We start from the raw sequence: 24,033 nt of genomic DNA, 5'->3' as shown, positions 1-24,033 counted from the left end.
TGGGACGCCAGAACACGAATCACACCGCCCAGAATCAGGCCCGAACGGCCCGACTCGAGCCGCACCTCGCGGAGAAGCGCGAGCAGATCGCTGAGTGGGAGGCCGTGCGTGCAGCCCAGATATCGAGCGGCACGCACGGCCTCTCACTCGTCGTGTTAATCGATCAACACCGACCCGGCCAGGCGCAGCAGGGCTGCGGCCTTGAGGAATACGCCGACGACGTCGGTGCGGCGTTTGATCTCCTTGTTCACCCGTTTCAGCGGGTTGGTGGACCAGATCTGGCGCCAGTGCCGAGGCGGGAACGCAGCGAACGCGAGCAGGTTGGGTTGCGCGTCGACGAGCATCGCGGCGACCTTCGGGTGCGAGCGGGCGAGCATCGTAGTGACCTCGCGGAATTGCTTCTCGATGTGCTCGCGGTCGGGCTGCGCGAAGATGGTGCGGATGATCGAGGCGACCATGTCCTGGGATCCTTTCGGGATCACGGCGAGGACGTTGCGCCATATATTTCTACAAGTTCCGACAGGCGAACGCTCAAGAGAAGACCCTGCGCGGTGCATCAGGCCCGTTGCTCTACAGCTCCACGTCGTCAGGCGGCATCGACGCTGGCACGATCCTGGCGGTGGTGTCCTTGCGGCGGTAGAGATGACCCTGGTCAGGATCGCAGTCGCGGAACGGTCCATTTCCTTTGTCGAAGATCACCGCGGCGTGGCGGTCCCAGTGGTTGATCCACCAGGACGACACGGCGCCGGCGTCGCCGTCCATGACGCTGGCGTTGGCTTGCATGCTGGCCTGCCAGAGGGCTTTGAACCGGGCGACTACTTCGGGGTGTAGCCACCATTGGGTGCACCACGGTGTTGGTTTGGTGCCGACGACTTCGACGGTGGCGAGGTGGCCGGTCAGCCAGTTGAGGAACATTTGGCGGACGTCGACCGGGTCCTCTTCAGGGCCGGTTGAGTCGTAGTCGTCGTGCTCAGCCATGGGCTGCTACCTCCGCTGCAGTGGTGTCGTCGGGCATTGGGACCGGTGCCGGCGTGGGGTTCGGTGTCCTGGTTGGGGTGCGGTTGATGGTGGTGGTGAGGGTTTTGTCGCGGAACCAGGGGACGGTGTTGACCATGACGGGGCGGCATTTGGAGCTGAAGATGATGGCGCGCCATTCGGGCAGGGAGCCGAGGGCGGCGATGTCGAGGGTGTTGACCTTGCGGGTGTTGGTGGAGGTGGATTGGTGGCCGTCTTTGCCGGTGGAGCTGCCGTAGGTGATTTCGTCGTGTTCGCCAATGAGAGCGGCCAGGGAGCGGAGGAAGTCGTCGTCGCCGGAACCACCGCCAAAGACGCGGGTCGCGGCGGCGTCCCAGAGGGTTTGCCAGCCGTCTTTCCCGAACGCGTCGATTGCTTGGGCGCGGGATTGGAAGTAGGAGTTGAGGATGATGCCCATCGACCCGTAGAACGAATACACGGAGGGTAGTTCGGGCCAGCGGACGATGTTTGCACACTCGTCGAGCTCCATCACCAGCGGGACCGGCAGCCGGCCGCCGTTTCGCTGCGCGGCGGTCTCGGCGGTTTTGCAGATGGCGCGGATGAGGGCGGTGAGGATGGCGCCGCCGGATCCTTCACCGTCTTTGGATAGGAGCACGAGGGTGTCGGTGCTGGTGATGAACGCTGCCGGGTCGAACCGGCGGACCCCGGCCGTGTCGGTCCAGGCGAGGAGGTCGTCTTCGGCGAGGGCGGACGCCATCCGCTGCGCGGTGGCGTAGACGCTGCCTTTGGTTTTGTCCGGCCAGCTCAGGATGCCCTCGATGGTGGAGGAGGGCCCGGTTTTCCCGTGGCGGGCGAGGATCTGCTGTACGTCGTACCCCTCGGCGCGGGCGATCCACGCGAACACCTGGGAGAGGGGTTCGTGCTCGAGGGAGGCGGCGTAGAAGAAGTACGCGAGCATGTCCCGCCCGGCGGTATCGAACTGGGAGTCCCCGCCCCGGTCGGAGGCCTTCCGGGTCGAGGCCTCGAATATCGCGGCCAGCTCCCGGGCGTCCGCGGCGCTCTGGATGTAGTCGAGCGGGTTGAACACGAAGTCGGGTTGCGGGTCCTGGCGGTAGATGCGGTTGGGGTCGAAGATGAACGCCTGCCCGTGGCTGGCACGGCCGGCGAGGGTTTCGCGGACACCGTCGACTTTGTTGGAGGTCATGATGGCGGCGCCGGGGGCTTCGAGCATGTGCCGAATCACCAGGGCGGAGGTTTTCCCGCGGCCGGTGCCGAACACGTATACGCCGAGGTCCCGCCACCCCTGATACACCCACCGGTTCCCCCGTCCGACGAGGCGGCCGACCCGCTCACCCGCCGGCAGGTTCACCGCGGCCGGGTGCAGCTGAGCCGCTTCCTTGGCCCGCAGTTTCTCCCGCAGCACGGCGGACTGCCGGGTCGTGGCCATGTGCCGAAGCGGCACGTTGTTGCGCTTGGTCGACGCCCATTGGGCCTGCTTGGCCAGGATGAACGCAAATAAGGCCACGGCCAGGACCAGGGCGACCACGCTGGTCCAGGTTGCCGCGGGCGGCCACGGTGCGTCACGGAAGAGGAAGTCTCCGGCGAGGGCGGCGGGGTTCCACGGATAGGTCGTGCCGGTGGGGGTGATCATCGCGCCGACGTGCACGGCCACAAGCAATGCCAGGGCGGCGAGGAGGGCGAGGAGGCCGGTCATGATGCGGGCTTTCCAGTCGATCACAGGGTTCTCCTTGCCGCCACGAACACGGTCTGTCGGTTAGTCGGGATGGCGCGGTGCGCCTGTGTGTGAGGCATTAGTTGTTGAGTTTCATGGGGTCGGTGCTGTTGGGGTCGACGGCGATGTGGACGTGGTTGCAGTCGTCGCGGAATTGCTTCATCGACAGGTCCAGGGTCACGCCGGCGTCGGCGCGGCACTGGTTCTGGCCGGCTCCGGACCCGGCCGGCATCACCGGGCTGAGCGCCTTCAAGAGCTTCAGGGCGTTCGCGTCGGCGCCGGTGGTGGGCATCCGATCGAAGGAGTAGAAGTCGACCGCGTGACCGCCACCGTTCGCGGAGTGCGGGGAGGAGAGGCCGGAGCCGAGGATCTGGCCGGTGCAGGCCCGGTTGATGTCGGAGATCCCGACCGCGTCGAACATGTTCGTGGCCATGGTGATGACTTGCAGTATGCGGGTGTCGATGCCGCAGTTCGGGCGGGTTTCGCCGTCGGCGATCCACCGGATCTCGCGCAGGTGATCCGGCGACAACCCCGTGATCGCGCCTGCGTCGATCTTGACCACCAGGGCCGCCGCCAACGCCCGGGCGTCACTGCCAACGCCGGCCGCGCACGCTGCGTCCCCGGTCGTGAGAGCGGTCACGACCTCTTTCGCCTGGGCGTAGTAGGTCGTGTAGTGGTTCGGGTCGGCGTTGATCTGCACGGCGTGCGCCGCCTGGGTGGGTGTCAGCGTGTCCCAATTTGGGACAGTGACGAGGCGTTGGAAGAAGAACCCGGCGGCTTGGGTGGGGTTCATGCGTTCGGCGAGGGTGCCCCAGGTGTCGCGTTGTTGGAATAGGCCGCGGGAGTCGGGGCCGACAGCGTCGCCGTAGTTGAGGTTGCGGAGGGCAGATTCGCCCATGGCGGTCATGACGGCGATGGTTTGCCCGTGCACGTTGACTCCGGCTGTGGCGCCGGCGTTCATGATCAGGGCGGCGTTGACGAGTTGGTCGCCTTGGTATCCGGCGACCGGTGTGCGTTCGGCGGCGCCCTGCGGGTTCGCGGCGATGGCGGCGCAGGCGCCGGTGCCGGGGCCGCCGCCGGTGACGAGGAGCAGCCCGGTGAAGAGGACTACGAGCAGGAGTACCAGTCCGGTGCTGAGTATGCCTTTCTGCACGGGGTTAGGTGGTGGCGTTGCCGGCGGCCATGGCGGAGTCGGTGTTGGTGACTTCCACTTCCCAGTCCGAGCGGATGTGGCGGATGTGGGTTTCCGGGTTGGACCCGTATTTGAACACGCAGTGCCCTGGGTTCAAGCCCATGAGGGTGGCGGCGGTGTCGGGGGCGAAGTTGAAGGTTTCTTGCGCCCACCTAGCGTCTTCGGGGCGGTCTTGGCGGAAGGCGTACACGGTTTGCGCTTCTTGGACGACGGTGTAGCCGGGGCTGTCTGGGGGGATGTCGGTGCCTTTGTGCATGACGAAGACGTTGGAGATGCCGAGGGAGCGGGAGAGTTTCTGGTTGGATTTCACCAGTTGGGCGGAGGGTCCGCCGATCATGTGCCAGCCCTCTTCGTAGATCACGTTCGTCACGAACCCGCGCTCTTCACGCAGCCGACCCATCAGCCACATGTTCCCGATCGCCATCACCGTGGGGATCGCGGGCCCGGAGTCGGGGAGCTGGGAAATGTCGAACGTGGTGAGCTTGTGGGAGAGGTCGACTTGTTGGCTGGTTTCTCCGTCGAAGACGCCGGCGTAGGTTTCGAGGAGGTTCTGCAGGCCGAACCGGATCGACAGGCCCGCCTGGTGGAACCGCTCCGACGCCTCCCCCGACAACCCCTGATCCACGGGCACCAACCCGAGGAACGGCATCAGGTCCGTGGTGGTCGCGGCCCGGCGGGTGTCCTGGAACTTCTCAAACAGCAACTGCAGGGCGTACCGGGTGGCTTTCTCTTCCCACTCCGTCGCGGGGGTGTCGCCCCGGGCGATGCGGGCGACAGCGTTGATCAGCAGCATCTGGCCTTGCAGGCCGGTGCCTCGGGCGATGAGGGGGTCCATCAGGTTGAAGCGGGTGCCGGACCCGTCGGGGTCGAAGCGGAGGGGCTCGGTGCCCATGCGGCGGGTGACGCCAGCGTATTCGCCTTCGCCGCCCTCGTCCTTCTTGTCAAACACCACCGCCCGGTGGTTCTTCAGCAGCAGGGGCCGCATCACCATCACAGTTTTGGTGAACGAGGACTTCCCGGACCCGACGGTGCCGATGATGAGGACGTTGGGTGAGGTCAGTTTCCTGGGGGTCGCGTTGTACGCGGTGGGGGCGTCGTGACTGATCATCGTCGACGAGAGCGTGTCGGTGCCGTTGACGACCCCGTCAATCCCGGTCGGCGCACCAATGATGCCCGTGTTCAGGATCTCGGCCTGCCTGGTCGTGGACGGGGCCCCGGCCAGGCGGGGCGCATACCAACCGCGCGCCGCCGCCCCCGAAGACGCCCGCAAAACGGACCCGGGCCGCTCAAACGGCGGCACATCCACCGGCCGCCGCGACGACACGGGTGCGTCAGAAACCGCAGCGGCAGACCCGGCGGCATCCTCCTCGCCCGTGAGCACGGGCGACGTCGCCACCGGGGTGACGAAGATTTTCAGTCCGGGGACTGTGCCGTACCAGGGCTTCTTCGTGGCGGTGCGTTTGCCGTGCGTGGTGCCGGCCGCGGGGGTGGTGGGGTGGGTCATGAGATGGCTTCCTTGTCGGTGCGGCCGGCGAGGCGGTTGATGGCCCGGGTTGCCAGGGTTGCGCCTGCTGGGCGAAGGCCCCGGCCGAGGGGCCAGGTGGTGCCGGAGGCGGCGGATTGGAAGGAGTCTTGCCAGTCGAGGTGTTCGATGCCGAGGCCGGTCGCGCAGGCTTCCTCGAGCTGCCGGGAGGCGTGGCCGAGGTCTGCCCGGGTGGGGGCGGAGATGGTGACGAAGCCGATCCAGTCGACGCCGTGGTGGTGGGATCCGGCGGCGAGGTCCGCGGAGCGGCGCTGCGCGGCGGACATGCGGGTGGTGCTGTCGTCGGAGATGAGGCGGCCCTTCTGCTGGTCGGCGAGGACCCCGGCGAGGTCGCGGACGACGTCGGCGCGCGCTTTCGCTTTCGCCTGCCCCGCCGGGACCAGGTGCAGGTGGAAGGACACCGACCGGACGAAGGTCAGTTCGCGGCCGATGAGGAGGTCGAGGGACCAGAGGGGGCTGCGGCCGGCGACGGCGAGGTTCTCACCGTGGATGGCCGCGGTGCGGTGCCACCACGTCACCGGCGGCATCACCGGCCCGTCCTCGCCCATGACGAGGGAGGTGGGGTCGACGCCATCGACGATGTGCGCGGAGAACTCGTCCCGGGACGCGATCCCGGATAGGAGCGGGTCAACGTTCCGAGTGAGGTCGATGGGCAGGTGCGGGTTCTGCTGGTGCAACATTAGCGCCGTGGTCTGCTTCGCAGTCAGGACCTGCACGTCACCCATCCGGGCCTCATTCAACCCCAGTTTGGTGGCCTGAATCTGCCCGGCCATCAACGCCCGCCACGCGTCGCGTCCCGGCCCGTATTTTGCGGCGGCGTCGGTGAATTGCTGGGTGAGGGGCCAAGACACGACCACGTAGTGGCGCTGCACCATCGCGTTGGCACTGGACTTCCGGATCACTTCGTCGTAGGAGAGCTTCTGCGCCTCAAACGACTCCCGCTGCTCCGTCGTCCAGTTCTCCTGCACGGGTTCCAGGCGGGTTTTCACCCACAGTTGCTGCCGGGCCGAGTCCGGCGGCAGAACCCGGGTGAGGGTTTGCACGTTTCGGATCAGCGAGGAGGGTGCGGCGCGGCGGGCGAGGAACTTGCCCCACGCGTTCGCTGCCCGGGTGAGGGCGGCGGCGGTTTCCATGCCGCGCAGCTGCCCGGACACGGAGAATGCGACGGACAGGTATGGTTGCTCACCGATCGGGGCGTGCCAGGCGATGCCGGGCATGTTGGAGGCGTATTGGAGCCAGCCCATGCCGTCGGCGCCGTCCGGGTTCGCCCGCATCTTCACCGCTGCCCGCTCCGCAACCTGCTTCTCGGTTTTGGTGCCGCGGAGGATGGCTTCTTGGAGTTGGTCCCACGCGCCGACCTCGTACGGCACGAACTCGTCTGTGCCGAGGCGCTTCCTGGCCCGGGCGCGGGCGCGCTTCCGGCGACGCTCGAGGACGGTGCCGCGGTGGGTGCGGGCGGTGGTCAGCATCGTGATGCCGACACCGGCGACGGCGACGATCAGGGCGGGGAGGCCGAGCCCTGAGACCATGCCGGCCATGCCGCCGGCGATGAACACGGTGAGGAGGATCATCCGGGTTTTGGAGGCGGTGCCGCCGAAGAAGCCGCGGTGGCCGGACTCGCCGCCGAGGTAACGGATGTGGGACTCCGGGGTATCACTCACTAGACGGAGTCCTTTCCATAATGGTCCTCGTGGTCCTCAACCGGGGCAACGGCCGCGTCGGTCACCGAATCGGTGACCTTCTTCGTCGCCTCAAACCCGGCCATCGCACCGGCGGCAATCATCGTGGGAATCCCGATCGCGGCCCCCGCACCGGTCGCGGACTCGGCCACACCGGCGGCGGCCATGCCGCTCTCCGCAGCGGCCGCGCCGCCGCCTGCTGCAGCGGCGCCGGCACCGGCGGTGGCCCCGCCAGTGGTGCCCATGGACGCGGCCTCAGAGATCGACGACGTCGCCGCCTCACCCTCACCGGCCGCCGACGCGCCGCCGGAACTGATGCTGCTTCTGCTTGAGCTGCCCGTGGACGGTGAGCTTCCGCCGCCGGAGCTTTCGGGGCCGTTGTCGCTGTATTTGGCGTCGGCTTGCTGCATGGACTGGGATCCGATGTTCGGTCCCGCGGGTGCGGCGCCGCCGCCACCGGTGGGGATGACGGGGGCGAACTTCGTCAGGGCGACCGGGGCAAGGCCGGCCATGAACAAAGCCAGGATCGACACGACCAGGGTCACCGTTTTGGCGAGGCTGGGGGTGTCGGAGAACGCATCGACCTGGGCGCTCATCATGCTGTACGCGATCGCGAGCAGGAAGAACAGCAGCGGGTGGGACGCCAGGACCCCGAACCAGAGGTACGCGATCTTCGACCCGAACTTCCGTTTCTGCGGGTCCACGATCCACACGAACCCCAGCGGGAACAGGACGCCGGAGAAGTACAGGGTGATGAGTTGAACGATCAGCATCAGGAGCACGACGAGCAGGCCCAGGATCATGAAGAACATCAGAATCACGCCAAGGACAGCGCCGCCGGCAAGTCCGGACCCGTCTTGCTCGGAGAGCATCGTGGAGAACTTGGCCACGATGGTTTCGGAGTTGCTGGTGACGCCCCACGCGATCAAGGAGTCAGACAGGGCGCCGAAGAACTTCACCAGGAACGCGCCGAGTGCGGGACCGAACATGGCCCCAAGGATGAACGCGGGCCCGTAGAGGGTGAGGGACTCCCCCAGCTCCCGGCCGGACTGGTGGCCGCGTGCGGTGCGTACGATCTGCGGGATCAACAGGGCCACGAACACGAAGATCGCTAGGGCAAACGACACCTGGTATGCCTGAATGAACCAATCCGCGGTCAGGTCCGGAAGCGTCGCCTGCGTGAGCGCCGGCAGCACCGTATCGGAGAGGCCCTTGGCTGCACCCTGCAGCAACTTGAAGGAGTTCCCGGCCGGGTCCGACCAGAAGTCCGCCACACCCGCGACCGTGTTCACGGCGTTGTTGACACCGCCGACAGCACCCGAGACTCCACCGGCGACGTCTTTCACGCCGCACACGAAGAAGTTGCTGTCGCAATCTGCGGCCATCAGCAGCCGCCGGTGTAACGCGTACCGCCCGCTGCGAGCTTCGCTTGATCGGGAGTGCCGGCGCTCTGGATGTGCCACGCGTTGTCCTCCCAGACCAACGTCTGGGAGATGACCGCCGTCTTGGTCGGGCTGAGTTCGCCGTTGACCACGTACCCTGCCGCGATGTTCACTTCGACTTCGTCAGCAGTGGATCCCTCCGAGATCAACCACAGGCCGTTCGTGGTGGACAAGTGGAAAGGAGTGTTCGCTGGGACCTGCCCGGAGGTTATGTCGGTGTTGGCCATCGCCGAGTAGCCGGCGGCGAGGTCGCGAAATGCCTCATTGGCCGTGGACGACATGATCGCTGCACTCACTGTGTTTGCGTCAGCTGAATTTGCTGCTGGGTTCGGGGATTGCCACAGCCACCGATAGAACGTGGTGGCGACCTCCACTGCTCCGTAACTGGTGTGTTTGGCGTCTGCCTGGGCGGCCAGGACCATGTTGACGTTGCGGTCTTGTCCGCCGAGGCAGCCGGTGGGTGCGACGTCGTCCCCGATCCCCCCGGCGCCCGCGCTGCCCGTTGGGGTCGGTGTGGGGGTGGCCGTTGCGGTGCTCGGTGCGGCGGTCGGTGTTGGGGTGGGGCGGGTGGCGGTGTAGGCGATGCCTCCACTAATGGCGACGACGAGGGCTGCGGCCCCGATGACGATGGGCCAGCGGCTACGGCCGGATGCTGTGACCATTCGCATGGTGGGACTCCTTGGTTTGCGCGTTGATGGTGTGGGTTAGCCGGCGAAGGAGAGGACGGCGCCGACGATGATGGCGAGGCCGGCGAGGGCGGCGAGGGAGATGCCGGCCCAGACGGCTTTCCGGCGTCCTTGGGCGTGGGCTTGGGGGTTGGGATTGGTGTCTCCGGAAGCTCCGGCCATGGCGACGATTCCGAAGATCAGGAATCCGATAGACACGAGGATGCCGATCGCCCAGAGAGCGGCGATGAGTTTTTGCCAGAGAGCGGTGAATTCGGCGCCGCCGAAAGAGAAGTCGGGCAGGATCCCGTCGAGGGGGTTCTCGATCGCCGCGTGGAGCAGGAGGTCGTGCATGGGGGTTAGGCCTTCCGGTTCTGTGTGGATGCGGCGGAGACCGCGGTTTGCAGGGACCGGACCACGCTGGCGGCGGCTGCCACGAACGCGTCCCGGGTTGCAGGATTGAGGCGGCTGAGGGTCAGTTGTCCGCGTTCGGCAATGTGGGAGTCGTAAGGAATCTCGTGCAGGGCAGACACGCCGGCCTGGCTCAGGAGCCGCTCGACCTCTTCTCGGACGGCGTCGTTCTCGGGGCGGCCGTCGGTGAGGCGGATGGCGATGGCCCGATTCGCAAGCTCCGCGGAAGGCCCGCCCTCTGCCCGCAACTCCTCGAGGAGCTGGATGGCTTCGAGGACGGAGTCGCCAGCGTTCATCACGGGGATCACCAGGACGTCGGAGACGGACACGGCGCCGCGGAACGCGGAGGAGGTGGGAACGTTGCCCGAATCCATGACACGGATGGAGTAGAAGTCGTCGATGACGTTGGACACGGCGACGACCGATTCGCCAGTGAGCCGGTCCCGGCGACCGGTGGATCCGATCACCGAGGCGAACGATGTTTGCGGGGCCGTGTATCCGGCGAGGCATCCCGCGGTGGCGACCTGGTCGACGTCGCAGACGAGTTCGCCGAGGCCGAGGAGGGGGCTGCCCTCGGCGCGGAAGTTCAGGGCGCCGGGGTCGTCGGAGACTTCGAGGATCGCGACCGATCCGCCGCGGATCGCGGCCAGCACTCCCCCGAGGAGCAGGGCGGTGGGAGTCTTGCCCGTGCCGCCCTTGGGGTTGTTCACCAGGACCGAGACCGCACGCGTCCAAGTCGCCTGCCGCACTGTCGTCTCGTGCGTAGTCCGCAGTTCCTGACAGCGCCGATCCCCCAGCTCGGCGGCACCTGGCCCAACGGGCAGTCCCAAGCGGGCCAAAGCACCGCGAAACCCGGCAGTGGCCTTGCCCAGAGTTGTCGAGTGCGACGCGATAGCTAGGCCAGTGGGACTGGTGAACAGCACAGACGTACTGGCCAGATCACTGGCGATGGCCATCGTTGATGCCGATGCGCCCGAGCCCGGCGAGGTCTTTAGCGCGTCGGCCGGTAGGGGCAGTGCAATCTGGGCGGGTCCTTCGGTGGTGTTGCCCGTGGTTTTGGAACGGAGCCGAGGCTGTATCGGGGCGATGAGAGCGGCGTCTTCCTCGATGTAATCTCCGGCGCGGTCTGCCGCTCCGAAGACGTCGTTGGGTGCGCTGCAACCTGTGTCACTCATGGGTGGTGTGTCCTCTGCCATTAGGCCCTGAAATGAATGTTGCGTTCCCGCCAAGGGCGATGTCAGGGACATCGACAGCGATGTGGACGGTCCAGGTCGTGTGCTGCAAGTGACGCCTTTCGAATGGTGCGAACAGGAGGTCTTTCCACGGGCTTGCAGAATGGGCGAGATTAATTCGTTCCACCCGAGTATCGAATTGAAGGTGGCAGCTCCGTCGACCGCACCGGAGGCGTTGCGAGGAGATCACGGTGCCCGGCTGGAGGGGATCGCCGGGTTCGCCGGGCGAGACCGTAGCGGTGCACAGCAAGGTAAGCGTGGAGGCTTGGACGGCGCGAGGGCGGGTGATCACGATCCGGAACCCGTAGATTCCTTCGTCACCGACTGCAGCGATAGTCCTTGGACTGGCCGCTCGGTAAGTGGCAGCGGGTGCCGTGCGGCTAACGGATACTCCCCCGTCACCGCCGACTGATTCTGCCCTGCGATCCAGGCCTGCGAGATTCTGTAACCCGTTCAGGGGTACTTTAGATCCTGGGCACGTTGCCTCCCGCGAGACGCGTAGAGTGCCTCCTGATTCAGGCCAACTGAAAAACGCGCTAATCGAGAAGCCTACGGCGCCGTCCACTAATGCTTCCATAGACAGAAAGTATACTGCCAATTTTTGAGAGCTTCGTATTCGTGATCGGCTAGCCTGTGAGGGGCGAACGAATGCGGCTCCGCCTTGCGCCAGAATGGACGGGTGGATCCCGCCAAGCAACCGTCAGCTCCTGAGTGGAACACTGACATGAAGGCGATTGAGCAAATATTCGGCAACCGTGCACGCAACGACATCATTCGAGTGCTTGCTGTCTCCGACCAGATGACTTATGGAGATCTACGCGAGCAGGTTGGAATTCGGGACAGCACGCTACATCGGCACTTGCGCGCGCTGGAAGAGTACGGCGTGATCGCCGCTGATCTTCCGCCGGGTCAGCGTCAGGGTCGCGGGGTCCGCTATTCGATCCGGAGAGCACGAGTCGAAGCCCTCGGGCAGGCGTGGATGCGCTATCTCCTCGGTGAAAGCTCAAAGTAGGTCATAGCTGTATCGGGGTTAATCGGTACGTCGACTCAGCCACTGGGCGAGGGCACTCTCCCACAATTCTCGGTCCCTGTTCCATTCGAGTGTGTGGGGCGTCGCTGGGAGTTCGACCAACTCGACCGTGTCCTTGTGCGCCTCCGAAAACTTCCGCGACAATTCGATCGGCACGGATTTGTCGCCGGCGCTGTGCAGCACGAGGGTAGGAATTCGTAGGTCGGAGCCATTTCTTATCCAGTCCAGCGCGTGCAGGTCTATGGTTTCCTTGAGCTGGATGGTGCGCCGCAGCGAACTGTCCGCCAAGACGTGCATCGCCAGGCGAATCAAGACCGCAGGCAGGCGGGCACTTCGGCCTCCCGCGATTATTGTCGAACGCCAATCCGTTACCGGGGCAACGAGGCAAAGTCCCAGAATAAGATCCCGATGCTTGGACGAGCGAGCCAGCAGCAACGCAATGCTTGCCCCCATCGACCAGCCGACTAAGACAAAGCCTTGGGCTCCCTGCTCGCGGGCGTAGTCGAGTGCCGCTTCTACATCAAGCCATTCTGTCTGGCCAAGCATCGATCTTCGGTCGTCGGAGTTTGGAGCCTCCTGATCATTTCGATAGGAGACCACGAGAGAAGTCAGGCCGGCGCTGTGGGTGACTGGAATTCCCCGAAGTGGACCGGCTCGGGTGGCGCCCTGTCCGTGAATGTGAATCGCCCACATCGATGGTTTTGACTGGTGTGGTGTTGCGTCAAAGCGCGTAGCTGGGGCTGAACCCAACGCGGTCGGTATGTTCACAGTGGTAAACGGCAACTCGAGGTCCTCGGGTCGGGACGGAACGACACCGCTCCAGCGCGCCGTCTGGCCTGCGCGCAGTGTGCTGCCAACGGAGCTAATTACTTCGCGAGTGACAACGGAGGCACATTCATCAACCGCCACAACCTCGCCAACCCTCGCGTAGCCCCTGCCATAGTCATACCAAATTGCATACTCCCCAGGCGCTCTGGTCGCGGCGCTCAGCGGAAGGGTCACGACAGGGATTGGCTCGTCTGTTCCGACCGCTGCAATCCGCATCGATTCCCGCCTTGGGGTTTCCGTGCCAACTATGTTTTTGGCGATCGCGATGCTTGCAGTGAGCATGCCCAAGATGGTTAGACCGCACACCGCGATTGCACTTCGAAGAATCATTCGGTCGTGTTCCGCGCGCCGGTCGGGGTCTCGGCCCCGAGGAGAATGGCCAAGTCTGCATCGGTGAGCTTGTCTTTGGCGCTCGCCTCAAGCAAGAGCGCATCGCGAATCTCGACCAGTGTTCGGTGAACTGCGACGTCCACGTCGGGTCTTCTTGCTCCTTGTGTGCGGCTGATGGAATCCCGGCCCAGTTCGATCCGCTGAGCTGAGACCTTGTCCCAGATTCGATTCAGGTCGGGAAGGATGAGCTGCAGTCGTCTGCGCTCCAATCGGTCGTTGGCCCATCCGAGAATGGGCGGGAGGGACAACCCGATGCATAGAAGTACGAGTGATGCGACGTTCAGAACGTCATACGCACTGGAAAAAAGTGCCAGCAAATGTGGCGGACCGAATAGGTGCGTCAAATCCATGCCCACGATGCTGAAGACATTCAGAACGGCGGCCCAGCACCCCGCCCCAACGATGTAAAAACCGCTTCGCCTCGCAGCCGTGCTCATGCGTCCAGCAAATTGCAGACAGATCGATCCCGTCACCGCTACAACGATGCCCAAGTATGTGAACTGGATCAGGGAATATGCGCACGCCGCGGGTTGGTCTCCGAAATCTCGCATGAACGAATCTGAAGACCAGGGGGCGTCCACGAATTGAAAGGCAGTGATTGTGAGGCAAGAACTCAGGATCGCACCTATAAGAAATGGCTTCTCTGTCGATCGAGCTCTGCTGCGTGAGGATGCTCGCAAAATGGCCCGCGAAAGGAAATAGACCCCAACTATAAGAAGGAGATTTGCCAGCAAATCCGCATAGTTGTGTCCGGTCAAGAACAGGTCTGTTGCCCTATAAACAGCATCAACGTTTAACGTCAATGAAACGGCGATCATGACGGCCGCGTACAGGATGCTTTGATCTGTGCGTCGACGAGTGCCTGACGCCAGCGCCGCCACGAGCCCCCAAAGAACTGAAGCGATGATCGTTTGCGTCATCCGAAGACGCCCTCGAATCCCTCGGGTTCTCTCGTACTGGATCGGATTGCGTTCGTGAGTAGGTCTGCTAGGGCTTCAGCCGCTAACTCGTATGAATCCCGGAATCCTGAACGGCCGAAGGCCGTTGCGGCTCCTCCCCCCGCGAGCTGGTGCCCAGGGAGCCCTGGGCCGTCGATCTCGTCGTGACGCAAGATCATGTGAGACAACTCGTGACAGACAATCTGTTGCCGGTGAAATTCGGAATCCGTTGCTGCGTGGAAGATCAGATCATCCCCTTGCCGGGCGAGCCAGAGCCCGCAAATCTCGGTTCCGTTTAGATGCCTTGAAATGGCGATCGAGATGGGCTTGCCGCGCCGACTCTCCACGAGGCCGACAATGCTCTCTATTGACACTCGATCGCGAAGGTCTAACGCTGAGAAGGCGGCGCGTGCAAGTTCGCGCGGTGAAGATGCGTTCTCCGGGTCGGCGACGGCTCTGTGGGACGCTCTAGTCCACTTTGGGATCTTCATCGTCCGCTTCACCGATCACCTGGTTCAAGAGTTCAGTAATCGCCCTAAGCGTTGGCGGCGATACTTCGCCCAGAGTGCGCGCTGCAAAATTCTTCACTTTAGAGGCGCGAATGGCAATGATCATCTCGTTCATCGCGATGACCCGTTCTGGCTCTGGAACGCCAGGTCCGCCCAAGAGATATTCAGGGTCAACGTCGAAGTACTTAGCCAAGCCGCGCAGGAGCGACTCGTCCGTCACCAAGTATCCGGACCCGCTCAGCATGTAGGACCAACGTGCGCGCGACAGTCGCACGCCGCGTGCATCAAGTACCGCGGCGATCTCCTTGTAAGTCAAAGCATTGCCACGTTCCGCAGCGAAAGCGTCCAGCAACAAGTTCAGCTTTCGCGCCAACTCATACCTGGCGCGTTCGTCCCCAGAGGCGTTTTCTTCTAGGCGGGTTTCGTTCAATCTGGCCTTCTAATAGTCGGGCACATCGCGCGACCGATCCGGCCTTGGGGAGTCGGCGCGACGTGCAAGCGCAGTTCCACCCTAGTTGGACACGCGCAGCTGGACATGCCTAGAGTGGGCTAGGCATGTCCAGCATCTGAGGCATTCGTGGGAAGAGATTTACGCATGGTTCAACTAATCGCTCGTCGTTCGGGCGCAGGTATCGTGCGATTCCTTGTGCTCCGAGGCGCCATGACAATCGAGGAAATCGCTAAGTCAACGCGAGCATCCCAGCGAACGGTGCGTCGCCACCTCGAAGAATTAGTGGACTGCGACTTGGTCGATGAACTCCCAAATAGAAACAGTTCCGAAACGTCAAGATTCGTAGCGAACAATCGAATTATCGCGGCGGCTGCCTCCGGACATCTTGATTACGTCCTCGGGCGCTGACGGATGCTGATGTCCGTCCGGAGAACTGCCTTGGCCGATCAGGGGAGAATTAGCCACGGTTTGGCAACACGCCGCCACAACCTCCCTGTTTCTGATTCAGCATCCCGATATCTTCAGACCATGCCACCTCAACGTTCCTACGGCGGACGCAAAAGCAAAGGCGATCGCCAACCGCTGATTTCCAGAGTTCCGTCGCCGATCGCGGACGCAGTGCGCGACCGCGCAGAGGAACGAGGAATGTCACTGAGCGATTACATCGCTTCAGTACTCGCACGAGATGTTGGCCTTGCCACCCTCGCGCCCCAGGCATCCATCCGTCATGACGAGGAGCTGCCCATCAACCAGGTCGCTTAAACGAAAGAGCCCGTCGCTTTCGCGACGGGCTACTGCAAGTTTCGTAGCTCAAACCCTCTGTGCTTCCCGGCGAGGAGGTTCGAGCTAATCCAGATCAACAGCCCTCGCGGGAGGTTTCTCTATGTCCCAGAGCATAGCGCACGTACCCCTCAATGCGCCCGGAATTGTTTCCGGCGTGTCTGGCGTGTCTGGCGTGTCCACTGAACCGTGGACAGCCTGGGCTTTGACGCGCCGAATGAGTCCGCGCGATCAGGTCCGTGTGATGAAGCGCGACGCGTACGGGCGGGTGGACGAGAACAGTTACCCCCTGATCCACCGTGTTGGACCGACGGAACCCACGACGCCGTGGGCGATGAACCTGGCCGATGAGACCGGCTTGTTCCGGGTGCTGTGCTTTGACTTCGACGGTAAAGACAAGCACGGTGTCGACGCTGAGTTGATGGAGGAAGCCGTCGACGAGTGCGATGTCCTCTCCCGCACCCTCGATGCCCTCTCAATCGAGCATGTCGTGTGCCAGTCGTCCGGGACGGGTGGCCGCCACATCTGGCTCGCCCTCCAGGGTGGCGCCCCGAAACTCGCCGTCGCCCCCGTGGCCAGTGCTGCGCGGGCGAACTTCCGCCGCTTGGACCATGGCATGCTCCTGAACGCTGTCACCGGTGCCGCACGGCCGCCCCTGTCTCCGCACCGGGACGGCAGCAGTTCCACGGTCCTCCGCGGCAACCTGAATACCCTGATTGTCCCGTCCACCACGACCGCTGACCTCGCCGCCCTGGCCGCGGTGCTTGAGGCGCGGAAGCCGTCCCTCCGCGCGGAAGACAGTGCCCCGTCGGGCCCCGTCACCGCGCGCCACCAGTCGCACCGGCGCCTGAGCACGGCCGGCACCGCCCATATGGCCACCATCGATGGCGGCAGCAACCCGAGCTGGACCGGGTTCATGTGCCTGTTGTCGGCCGCGAACGCCGGCTGGCAGCTCGTCGACGTCGAGCACGCCATCAAGACCGCCCCCGGGATGGAGCACTTCCGGACGAAGAACACCGGCCGCGGCGACCGCCGCCCCCGGGCCGCCGCCGAAGCTCGAGCCCGGTTGGGCCGCCAGTGGGATAAAGCCCAGCAGTACGCAGCCCTCCAGCGTCCGCTGCCGGCGGTGCGGGAGCCGCAGGACCTGTCGGAGTTGGACGCCATCGTGACCGACGTTGAAGCCCTCCTCACCCGGTTCCGGGTCAGCCCGGGCCGGTGGGGCAGGACCGAGGCGTCTTCGAATCAGCAGACCGTTCTCCGCGCCCTGGCCTACCTGACCCTGCAGACCGGCAAACGCACGGTCGCCGCCGCGATCCGGGACCTGGGCCCGATGGGGGGCCTGGGCCGCACCACTGCAGCCGACGCACTTGCCGCCCTCGCTGCTGCCGGATACGTCGAACGGGTCAGTGCGAGCGACGACGGTAACGCCGCCGAATGGCGCCTAGCCTCCACGTTATCCACAGGTCACAGTACAGTCCGGTCACAACCACTTAATAACCCCCGCCCCCCGCACGAAATCCCGTCGTCTCCAGGTCGTTCTGCAGCTGAGCTCTTTAACACCCGTACCCATCTCGTCGCTCTGCTCGAGGAACAACTCACTGACCAGCGCCACGACCTCTTCACCCGCCGCGGTTTGGGACACCTGGCCGGGAAGCTCTACGCCCTGCTGCGCCAGCACCCGTCCCTGACCATTGACTCCGCAGCTCGTCTCCTCGGTGTCACGGCCCGGCACACTGCCACGATCCTCAGTCGCCTCCGTCGTCACAAGCTCCTGGTCGTGCACCGTGATGGGTGGGCCAGGTCGAAGAGGGATCTTAGGAACCAGGCGGCCCTGCAGCTCAACGTGCTGGGTACACTTCTGGCTCGGGCGGAGCGGTATCGGGTCGAGCGGGAGGTGTGGGCGTGGTGGCAAGCCGAGCTGGCCACGATGATGTCAGCGCCGAGGTCGCGGCCGAGGCGCCCGCATGTGTCGAGCCGGCCGTTGTTTGAGGCGAGCACGACGGGTGAGCGGGTGTGGCCGCGGTACCCGCGGGCCAGCACGAACAGGGCTGATCACCGTTCCGCGCTCGAGCTGGTCAGTGCGGGTCTGCTCAACCCGGAGAACCGGTGGCAGTACCTGGGTGAGGTCGCATAGCAGGTACCGTTCGGGGAGAGGAAGTTGCCAATTAAGTCTTGCATCTTGGGGACGTCTTTGCCGGAGATTTGCGATGTGTGCGCCGCCGTGCGCTGACGCCTGTTTCTGGGTAAGTTGCCGTGATGTTGCGTTGCTTGTGGCTTGGGAGAGACCCCGGGTTAAGGGCAGGTATCTAATATCTGCCCCAATCACGGGGCCTCCCCGCGCATGTCACACGCCAGGCAAAACGGGTAACTCTGCGGGCTAGTTTCTTGCTCCCGTGTCGTGTCGTGGCTTGCGCCGCGAGGGCGGCGTTGACCGGGCCGGTCAGGCTTTGGCCTATCAGGGCTTGAGTATGACTTTTGTCCACCCGTTGGTGCGTTCGTCGAAGTTTTTATAGGCGTCGGCGGCTTTGCTGAGGGGGATCTCGTGGGAAACGATCCAAGATGGCTTGGCTTTGCCCGCGGCGATCAGGTCGCGCAATTGCCGGTTGTACTTCTTCACCGGGCATTGGCCGCTGCCAATGTTTTGGCCTTTCAGCCATTGCATGCCGTAGTCGATGGCAAGCTTGCCCTGCTTGGCGTTCTCGTCGAAGCCGCCGGGATCTGCTGGCAGGAAGACGCCAACAACACCGATTCCCCCGGTGATGCGCACGGACCGGATGAGCTGATTCAGAGTCATTGCGGGGTCTTCGGTGCCCTGGGGGTCGTGGGCTTGGTAACCCACGCATTCACATCCTCGGTCTGCGCCGATACCTTTTGTCTGGTCCAGAACGAACTGAACCGGGTCCGTCTTTGAGTCATCAATGGCGATCGCACCGATCTGCTCGGCAAGGGCCAGCCGGTCCGGGCGTCGGTCCACGACCCAGACTTTGCTTGCGCCTTTGATCGTGGCAGACAAGGCGGCCATCAACCCGACTGGACCGGCTCCGTAGACCACGACGGTGTCACCAGGAATCACGCCGGCCATCTCAGTAGCGTGGTAGCCGGTAGGGAAAATGTCCGAGAGCATCACGTAGTCGTTTTGCTTTTCTATGGCATCTTCTCCCAGGCGCAAACAGTTGTTGTCGCCGTAGGGCACGCGCAGCATTTGGGCCTGCCCGCCGGGATACGGGCCCATTCCAGCGAAGCCGTAGGCTGCGCCCGCGCCAACCGGGTCTGGCTGAGTTGTCATGCAGTAGTTGGTGAAGCCGCGCTCACAGTTCTTACAGAACCCGCAGGAAATATTGAATGGCAGCACGACGTGCTCGCCGACCTTGACTTTGTCGACACCGTTACCGACCTCGATGACCTCACCCATGTTTTCGTGACCGAACGTGCGTCCAACTTCGAAATTGGTGCGTCCCTCGTACATGTGTAAATCTGAACCGCAAATGTTTGTGGCCGTGATGCGTACGAGAACGTCAGTGGGGCGTTCGATCTTGGCATCGGGAACTTCTTCAACATTGACTTCGTTGGGGCCTTTGTAGACGACTGCTTTCATTTCTTTCACTCCCTGAATTTGTGACAATGAAAAACGTGAGATCTTTTTTGACTGTCGGAGGTGCTCTAAGGATGAATATCCGAGCAGAGTCTCAGGCTGCGCGGAAAATGGGCGTAGCTCATGTTTATCACGACCGCACTTGACTGGCCACTGCCCGTCTGGCACAAGATGGCGGGCAGTGCGATGCCCTCGATAGATACGCAGGGACGCCTCCCCTGTCCAAGTCCCAACGTTGCGTTCTGGGCGCGGTTCGACCAGCGGGAATTAGCGACGACCCCACACTGGAACCCCTCTCTCGCTCCCCCGGGGCGGGATATCAGCGTGATACCACTGTAGAAACCGTGACGGTGATGCCGTCAGGAACAGTTGGAGCCGCCTCATTCGCCGGGGCCTCGGGCATCTTGTCGGCAAGGTCTACGCCCTACTACGTCGGCACCCTTCCCTCACTGTCGATTCGGCTGCTCGTTTCCTGGGCGTTACTGCCCGGCACACGGCCACGATTCTCAGTCGTCTACGGCGGCACAAGCTCCTGGTCGTGCACCGTGATGGGTGGGCCAGGTCGAAGCAGGATCTTCGGAACCAGGCGGCCCTTCAGCTGGGCGTGTTGGGAACCTTGCTGGCTCGGATGGAGAGGTATCGGATTGAGCGGGAGGTGTGGGCGTGGTGGCAAGCTGAACTGACCACGATGATGTCAGCGCCCCGGTCTCGGCCGCGGCGCCCGCACGTGTTGAGCCGGCCGTTGTTTGAGGCGAGCACACCTGGTGAGCGGGTGTGGCCGCGGTATCCGCGGGCCAGCACGAACCTGGCTGATCACCGTGCCGCGCTCGAGCTGGTAGGGGCCGGTTTGCTCAACCCGGAGAATCGGTGGCAGTACCTGGGTGAGGCAGCATAAGGGGCACCTTGGATGCTCAGAGGTTCGTGGTTTGCGGTGGGAAGGGCCCCCGCAGTGAGTGTGGGTATCTAATGTCTTCACCAGTCACGGAGGCCCTTCCTCGGGCACATTAACGCGAGTGAGCAGTGTTGTGGGGTGGTTGTTTCACATTCGTGGCTTCAGGGGGGTGGGCTGTTTGTGTTCGGCCGGCTGTGTCAGGGATTGCCGGGGTCCGGGGTGGGTGACGTTTCGCGGGATGGTGGAGTTGCTTGATTTCTGAGGGTTAGTCCCAGGCCTGCGTGTTGTCGGTGACGTACTGGCGGAGGGTGGTGGCGGGGTGTCCGGTCAGTGCTCGGATCATCCGGTTCGGGAACGCGGAGATGTTCAGCCGCACCACACGGTGGATCATCTTTTGCACGGCGATGTAGTCCGCGGGAAGGTTGTCGGACCTTAGTTGTGCGAGGTACTGGTCTTCGCTGGGCCTGGTGTACCGGATTGGGCGGCCGAGCACGTCGGACATGATGGCGGCGACATCACGGTAGCTGCGGCTCTGCTCACCGGAGAGGGTGTATTTCTTTCCGATGTGGCCGGGATCAGACAGGGTCGTCGCGGCGACCCGGCCGACGTCGCGCGCGTCGATGAAAGCGGTTCGTGAGCGTCCCGCGGGAACGAAGATCTCGCCGCGTTCCCGGATCGGGCCGGCGTAGGTGGTGGCGAGGTTTTGCATGAAGAAGTTCGGGCGCAGAAACGTGTACGGGCTCCGGCTCTCCCGCAGGTACTGCTCAACCGCGTGATGGGGTGTCTTGTGGTTGACTTGCACGCCCTGCAGCGACAGGAACGCGATCTGCCGAATCCCGGAACGGTTGGCCGCGTCGATCACCGGGAATAATGTCCGCTGCACGTCGGCGATTGCTGGCGGTCGCATCAGGAACAGCCGGTCCGCTCCTTCCAAGACGGCGTCCAGTTGCGCGGGGTCCGCGTCGAAGGAGAATTCCCGGGTCACCGCGGGGTGCGAGATCCGGGCTGCATCGGCCGGGTTGCGGATGCCGGCGATCACGGGTTGTCCGAGTCGGAGTAGGTGCTCCACCACGGCTGAGCCGACGGTCCCGGTCGCCCCCGTCACGAAGACCGCACCCATCAGGATCCGCCTTTCACCTGAGCGAGCAGCCCGGCAAGCTCGGTCAGTGCGTCGTCAGTCAGCGTGTCAAACCAAGGTGCGGAGCGCTCTATTGCGACAGTTTCGAACGCCTCAACCTGGGAGCGTGCAGCGCTGGTGAGTCGGAGGAGCCGTACCCGTCCGTCCTGGTCGGACGCGAACTGCTCGACCAGGTCGTGCTCGCGCAGTTGGTCCACCAGCTGCGTGATGGCACCCGGGGTGACGTGCAACAGTGCGGCGAGCTGGCCCGGTGTGACCGGGTCCGGTGCGTGAGCGAGGACGAAGAGGACATCCAGTTGGGTGCGGGTGAGCACCGTGCCGCCAAAAGGAGTCGACCGTGGGTTCGCCAGCGACCGTGACAGACGAACGACCGCCGCCAGCACCTCCCCCACCTGAGTCGACCGGTCAACGGTGAGTACGGGCGTTGAGTGTGTCATGCGCTGATGAACGGCATTTGCCCGATGAAGGTGCGGTCCTCGACTTGGGTGAGGATGAAATCTGCGAGGTCATCGCGACTGATCTGGGTGCTCGCATCAACACCCACCCAGCCCACCCGGTACGTGCCAGTGCCCGGCTTCTCCGTCAACCGCGGACCACGCACCACCGTCCAGTCCAGCCCGGACGCCTCAAGCACCCGCAGGTGCTGCTCGGCATCGGCGAGGATATGCCCGGACAAGGTCTTCAGCAAGAACTTGATCACACGATCGGCCGGACCAGGCCGATCCAGCGGGGCCGACAGGCCACCGCCAGACAAGGTGACGACCCGTTTCACGTCGTGGCGCCCCATGGCGTCAACAATCAGCTGGGTGCCCTGGGCCTGCAGTGTCGGCGGCGAGCCTTTGACCTGCCCGAACAGGCTGAGCACGGCGTCTGAACCCGACACCGTCTGATCTACAGCCTCCGGGTCCAACACGTCACCGTGGAAAACCGTCAGAGCCGGCGACGTCGTTGTGAGCTTGGCCGGATCACGCACCAAAGCCCGCACCTCAAATCCCGCGGCAAGAGCACGCGTCAGCACGCGATGACCGGTCTTACCGGTCGCACCAAACAAAGCGATCACTGTCATACCCATTAGTTTAGCCACTAAATGTTATTAGGGGTGGGTTGTCGGATTACGACGAAGCGGGTTCCGGTCATCTGTGTTGGATGACGTGGAGTGAGGGTTTCGGCTGCCGCCGTGTGGTGGGGCCGTTCCGGCATGTTGACCGCTGCGCGGCCGTGCTGGTTTGAAGACTTTTTTGTCTGTCTGGCCGGTCATCGTAGTTCGCTTTGCGTGCCTGCGTGCCCGGTATATCGAGCGCGCCCTGGCGGGCTTATTTCCCTCGATAATTCGGGCTCTTCGGCACTCCCGCTCTCAATCGATTCTCTTGCCAGACAGGCAAAAAAATCAGTTGAGCGGAGAGTTCCATGTCCCAGTTCCTTGTCGAGGTTCGGCCCCAGCGCACCAGTGACCAGATCGCAGCCGACCGGAAAGCCGGCACCGCTTTCTTCGCCCGCTACGACACCGAAAACCCGTACAAGCGCAGCAGTTGGAACCGGGATGTGGCTTCTCTGCTGCGCTTTTACAGCTACGAGTGGAGCCTGGTTTGCTGTGTCCTCGAAGCCGCCGCGTGGATGCGCACCCACCCCCACGACACCCGCACCGACCGGATCACCGCCCGCATCCGGCGCGCCGTCCGAGAGTTGGCGGAGGAGATCCCGGCCCGGGATGATTCCGCGCTGCAGGCTTACGTGCACGTCTCCACGATCAAGCTCATGCACCCGCCCCGGGCGGTCCCGATCCCGGTCGCCGACCGGCTCGCAGCCCGGGGTGAGGCGGCCCGGTTTTGGGCCCTGTGCGCGAACCCCACCCCTCGCTTTCGCCGCCGAGTGGCGGCCCCGGCCTTGCTCTTCATCCAGTGGTTGCTGGTGCACCCCCTGTATGGTCCTGCGCAGGATGGCCCCGCCGGGTACACCGGGACCACCCGGGTGAAGAAGACCAAACGGTATAGCAGAAACGTTATTCGTCCTATCGGGATGAGTGAGGCCCGGGCCCTGGAAATTGCCCTCACCGCCACGAACCGCCGCTAGCCGTGCCTCGTGGCCACCCCGGCGGGGGTGGCAACGGGTGTGGGGCCAGCACGCCCCTCACACTCCCCCGGTGCGCCGGGTTCTCCACAGGTACACGGGATTAGGGCGGTCGCGGCGGGGAGCGTTTTAGCGTCGAGGTCTCTCTACTGATCGGACATCACATGCGCTTCATCAAACTCGCCGTCGCTACCCCCGGTCAGGGCTGGTCCCGGCCCGTGGTCGGCGCCGACGACATCTGGGTCAACCTGGACCAGGTTGTGTCCATCCAGGAGCAGCTGGGCAGCAACACGTTCGCGGATGCCGTCCGGTTGGGTATCACGGCGGAGGAGCACTACCCGTGCCTGAACCTGACCCTGTCCAGCGGAGACACCCACCTGGTCTCTCTCGGCGTGTATCCGGATCAGGAGGCCGGGTTCGACGCGTTGGCCCGGTTCCTGCCGGCCCTACTTGGCGGCGGTGGCCAGGACGACGTGGACCCGCTCGAGCGGATGTTTTCCGGAACCACCTCGGATACCCGATCCGCACCGTGACCCCGAGCCGATGT

The 24,033-nt window shown here is 64.1% G+C and carries 21 protein-coding genes and 1 pseudogene; 5 read left to right on the top strand and 17 right to left on the bottom strand.

Annotation, left to right across the window (positions count from 1 at the left end; all coding sequences use genetic code 11):
* Positions 1 to 158: 158 nt before the first annotated feature.
* From E3T49_RS14150 to E3T49_RS16645, 10 genes and pseudogenes are all read right to left on the bottom strand, one after another.
* Positions 159 to 566: pseudogene (locus E3T49_RS14150) on the bottom strand (transposase); the annotation flags it as partial.
* A gap of 4 nt (positions 567 to 570) precedes the next feature.
* Positions 571 to 978 carry a DUF4913 domain-containing protein gene (locus E3T49_RS14145; protein WP_134425548.1) on the bottom strand — a complete coding sequence of 136 codons (408 nt, stop codon included), beginning with the start codon at positions 976 to 978 and terminating at the stop codon, positions 571 to 573.
* Positions 971 to 2,713 (bottom strand): type IV secretory system conjugative DNA transfer family protein, encoded by a 1,743-nt coding sequence (locus E3T49_RS14140; RefSeq protein WP_134425547.1) that lies wholly within the window; start codon positions 2,711 to 2,713, stop codon positions 971 to 973. The genes E3T49_RS14145 and E3T49_RS14140 overlap by 8 nt, the downstream gene beginning before the upstream one ends.
* Positions 2,714 to 2,786: 73 nt before the next feature.
* On the bottom strand, positions 2,787 to 3,860 hold the full coding sequence (locus tag E3T49_RS14135; RefSeq protein ID WP_134425546.1) for a hypothetical protein: 1,074 nt from the start codon (positions 3,858 to 3,860) through the stop codon (positions 2,787 to 2,789).
* A gap of 4 nt (positions 3,861 to 3,864) precedes the next feature.
* Positions 3,865 to 5,403 carry an ATP/GTP-binding protein gene (locus E3T49_RS14130; RefSeq protein WP_134425545.1) on the bottom strand — a complete coding sequence of 513 codons (1,539 nt, stop codon included), beginning with the start codon at positions 5,401 to 5,403 and terminating at the stop codon, positions 3,865 to 3,867.
* Positions 5,400 to 7,103, bottom strand: coding sequence for a hypothetical protein (locus tag E3T49_RS14125; protein ID WP_134425544.1), 1,704 nt, complete (start codon positions 7,101 to 7,103; stop codon positions 5,400 to 5,402). Before E3T49_RS14125 ends, E3T49_RS14130 begins: the two co-directional genes overlap by 4 nt.
* Complete coding sequence (locus tag E3T49_RS14120) at positions 7,103 to 8,506, bottom strand: hypothetical protein (RefSeq protein ID WP_134425543.1); 1,404 nt, start codon at positions 8,504 to 8,506, stop codon at positions 7,103 to 7,105. The genes E3T49_RS14125 and E3T49_RS14120 overlap by 1 nt, the downstream gene beginning before the upstream one ends.
* Positions 8,506 to 9,231, bottom strand: coding sequence for a hypothetical protein (locus E3T49_RS14115; RefSeq protein ID WP_134425542.1), 726 nt, complete (start codon positions 9,229 to 9,231; stop codon positions 8,506 to 8,508). The genes E3T49_RS14120 and E3T49_RS14115 overlap by 1 nt, the downstream gene beginning before the upstream one ends.
* A gap of 36 nt (positions 9,232 to 9,267) precedes the next feature.
* On the bottom strand, positions 9,268 to 9,582 hold the full coding sequence (locus tag E3T49_RS14110) for a hypothetical protein (protein WP_241972837.1): 315 nt from the start codon (positions 9,580 to 9,582) through the stop codon (positions 9,268 to 9,270).
* Positions 9,583 to 9,587: 5 nt separating this feature from the next.
* The gene (locus E3T49_RS16645) at positions 9,588 to 10,388 is read right to left on the bottom strand and encodes a nucleotide-binding protein (RefSeq protein ID WP_241972836.1); all 801 of its coding nucleotides are present in this window, start codon (positions 10,386 to 10,388) and stop codon (positions 9,588 to 9,590) included.
* 1,162 nt (positions 10,389 to 11,550) lie between these two features.
* Between E3T49_RS16645 and E3T49_RS14100 the strand changes: the two genes are divergently transcribed.
* Positions 11,551 to 11,883: an ArsR/SmtB family transcription factor gene (locus tag E3T49_RS14100; RefSeq protein WP_134425540.1), complete on the top strand. Its 333-nt coding sequence runs from the start codon at positions 11,551 to 11,553 to the stop codon at positions 11,881 to 11,883.
* Positions 11,884 to 11,901: 18 nt separating this feature from the next.
* Here the strand turns inward: E3T49_RS14100 and E3T49_RS16260 are convergent, their stop codons facing one another.
* From E3T49_RS16260 to E3T49_RS14085, 3 genes are all read right to left on the bottom strand, one after another.
* Positions 11,902 to 12,501, bottom strand: a complete 600-nt coding sequence (locus E3T49_RS16260; RefSeq protein ID WP_166785566.1) for an alpha/beta hydrolase family protein — start codon at positions 12,499 to 12,501, stop codon at positions 11,902 to 11,904.
* A gap of 554 nt (positions 12,502 to 13,055) precedes the next feature.
* Entirely contained in the window at positions 13,056 to 14,039 is a 984-nt protein-coding gene (locus E3T49_RS14090; RefSeq protein ID WP_134425538.1) for a hypothetical protein, read from the bottom strand.
* A gap of 486 nt (positions 14,040 to 14,525) precedes the next feature.
* Positions 14,526 to 14,996: a hypothetical protein gene (locus E3T49_RS14085; RefSeq protein ID WP_134425537.1), complete on the bottom strand. Its 471-nt coding sequence runs from the start codon at positions 14,994 to 14,996 to the stop codon at positions 14,526 to 14,528.
* 165 nt (positions 14,997 to 15,161) lie between these two features.
* Here E3T49_RS14085 and E3T49_RS16865 point away from each other — a divergent pair, with 165 nt between their 5' ends.
* On the top strand, positions 15,162 to 15,425 hold the full coding sequence (locus E3T49_RS16865) for an ArsR family transcriptional regulator (protein ID WP_134425536.1): 264 nt from the start codon (positions 15,162 to 15,164) through the stop codon (positions 15,423 to 15,425).
* Positions 15,426 to 16,014: 589 nt separating this feature from the next.
* Positions 16,015 to 17,931, top strand: coding sequence for a bifunctional DNA primase/polymerase (locus E3T49_RS14075; protein ID WP_241972835.1), 1,917 nt, complete (start codon positions 16,015 to 16,017; stop codon positions 17,929 to 17,931).
* Positions 17,932 to 18,252: 321 nt separating this feature from the next.
* On the opposite strand, the gene E3T49_RS14070 is transcribed toward E3T49_RS14075, so the two are convergent.
* From E3T49_RS14070 to E3T49_RS14055, 4 genes are all read right to left on the bottom strand, one after another.
* Positions 18,253 to 19,392, bottom strand: a complete 1,140-nt coding sequence (locus E3T49_RS14070; RefSeq protein WP_134425534.1) for a glutathione-independent formaldehyde dehydrogenase — start codon at positions 19,390 to 19,392, stop codon at positions 18,253 to 18,255.
* 1,154 nt (positions 19,393 to 20,546) lie between these two features.
* Positions 20,547 to 21,401: an SDR family oxidoreductase gene (locus E3T49_RS14065; protein WP_134425533.1), complete on the bottom strand. Its 855-nt coding sequence runs from the start codon at positions 21,399 to 21,401 to the stop codon at positions 20,547 to 20,549.
* A complete protein-coding gene (locus E3T49_RS14060) occupies positions 21,401 to 21,856 on the bottom strand; it encodes a MarR family winged helix-turn-helix transcriptional regulator (RefSeq protein ID WP_134425532.1) in 456 nt (151 codons plus the stop codon). Before E3T49_RS14060 ends, E3T49_RS14065 begins: the two co-directional genes overlap by 1 nt.
* Positions 21,853 to 22,485 (bottom strand): NAD(P)-dependent oxidoreductase, encoded by a 633-nt coding sequence (locus tag E3T49_RS14055; RefSeq protein ID WP_134425531.1) that lies wholly within the window; start codon positions 22,483 to 22,485, stop codon positions 21,853 to 21,855. Before E3T49_RS14055 ends, E3T49_RS14060 begins: the two co-directional genes overlap by 4 nt.
* A 341-nt stretch (positions 22,486 to 22,826) precedes the next feature.
* Here E3T49_RS14055 and E3T49_RS14050 point away from each other — a divergent pair, with 341 nt between their 5' ends.
* Positions 22,827 to 23,489, top strand: a complete 663-nt coding sequence (locus tag E3T49_RS14050; protein ID WP_134425530.1) for a hypothetical protein — start codon at positions 22,827 to 22,829, stop codon at positions 23,487 to 23,489.
* Between the two features lie 161 nt (positions 23,490 to 23,650).
* Positions 23,651 to 24,019: a hypothetical protein gene (locus tag E3T49_RS14045; protein ID WP_134425529.1), complete on the top strand. Its 369-nt coding sequence runs from the start codon at positions 23,651 to 23,653 to the stop codon at positions 24,017 to 24,019.
* The last annotated feature ends 14 nt before the right edge of the window (positions 24,020 to 24,033 follow it).

It is taken from the genome of Cryobacterium cryoconiti (assembly GCF_004403065.1).
GTDB lineage: Bacteria > Actinomycetota > Actinomycetes > Actinomycetales > Microbacteriaceae > Cryobacterium > Cryobacterium cryoconiti.
The sequence above is the reverse complement of the archived record's forward strand: the minus strand, read 5'-3'. Positions and strand labels throughout refer to the sequence as shown.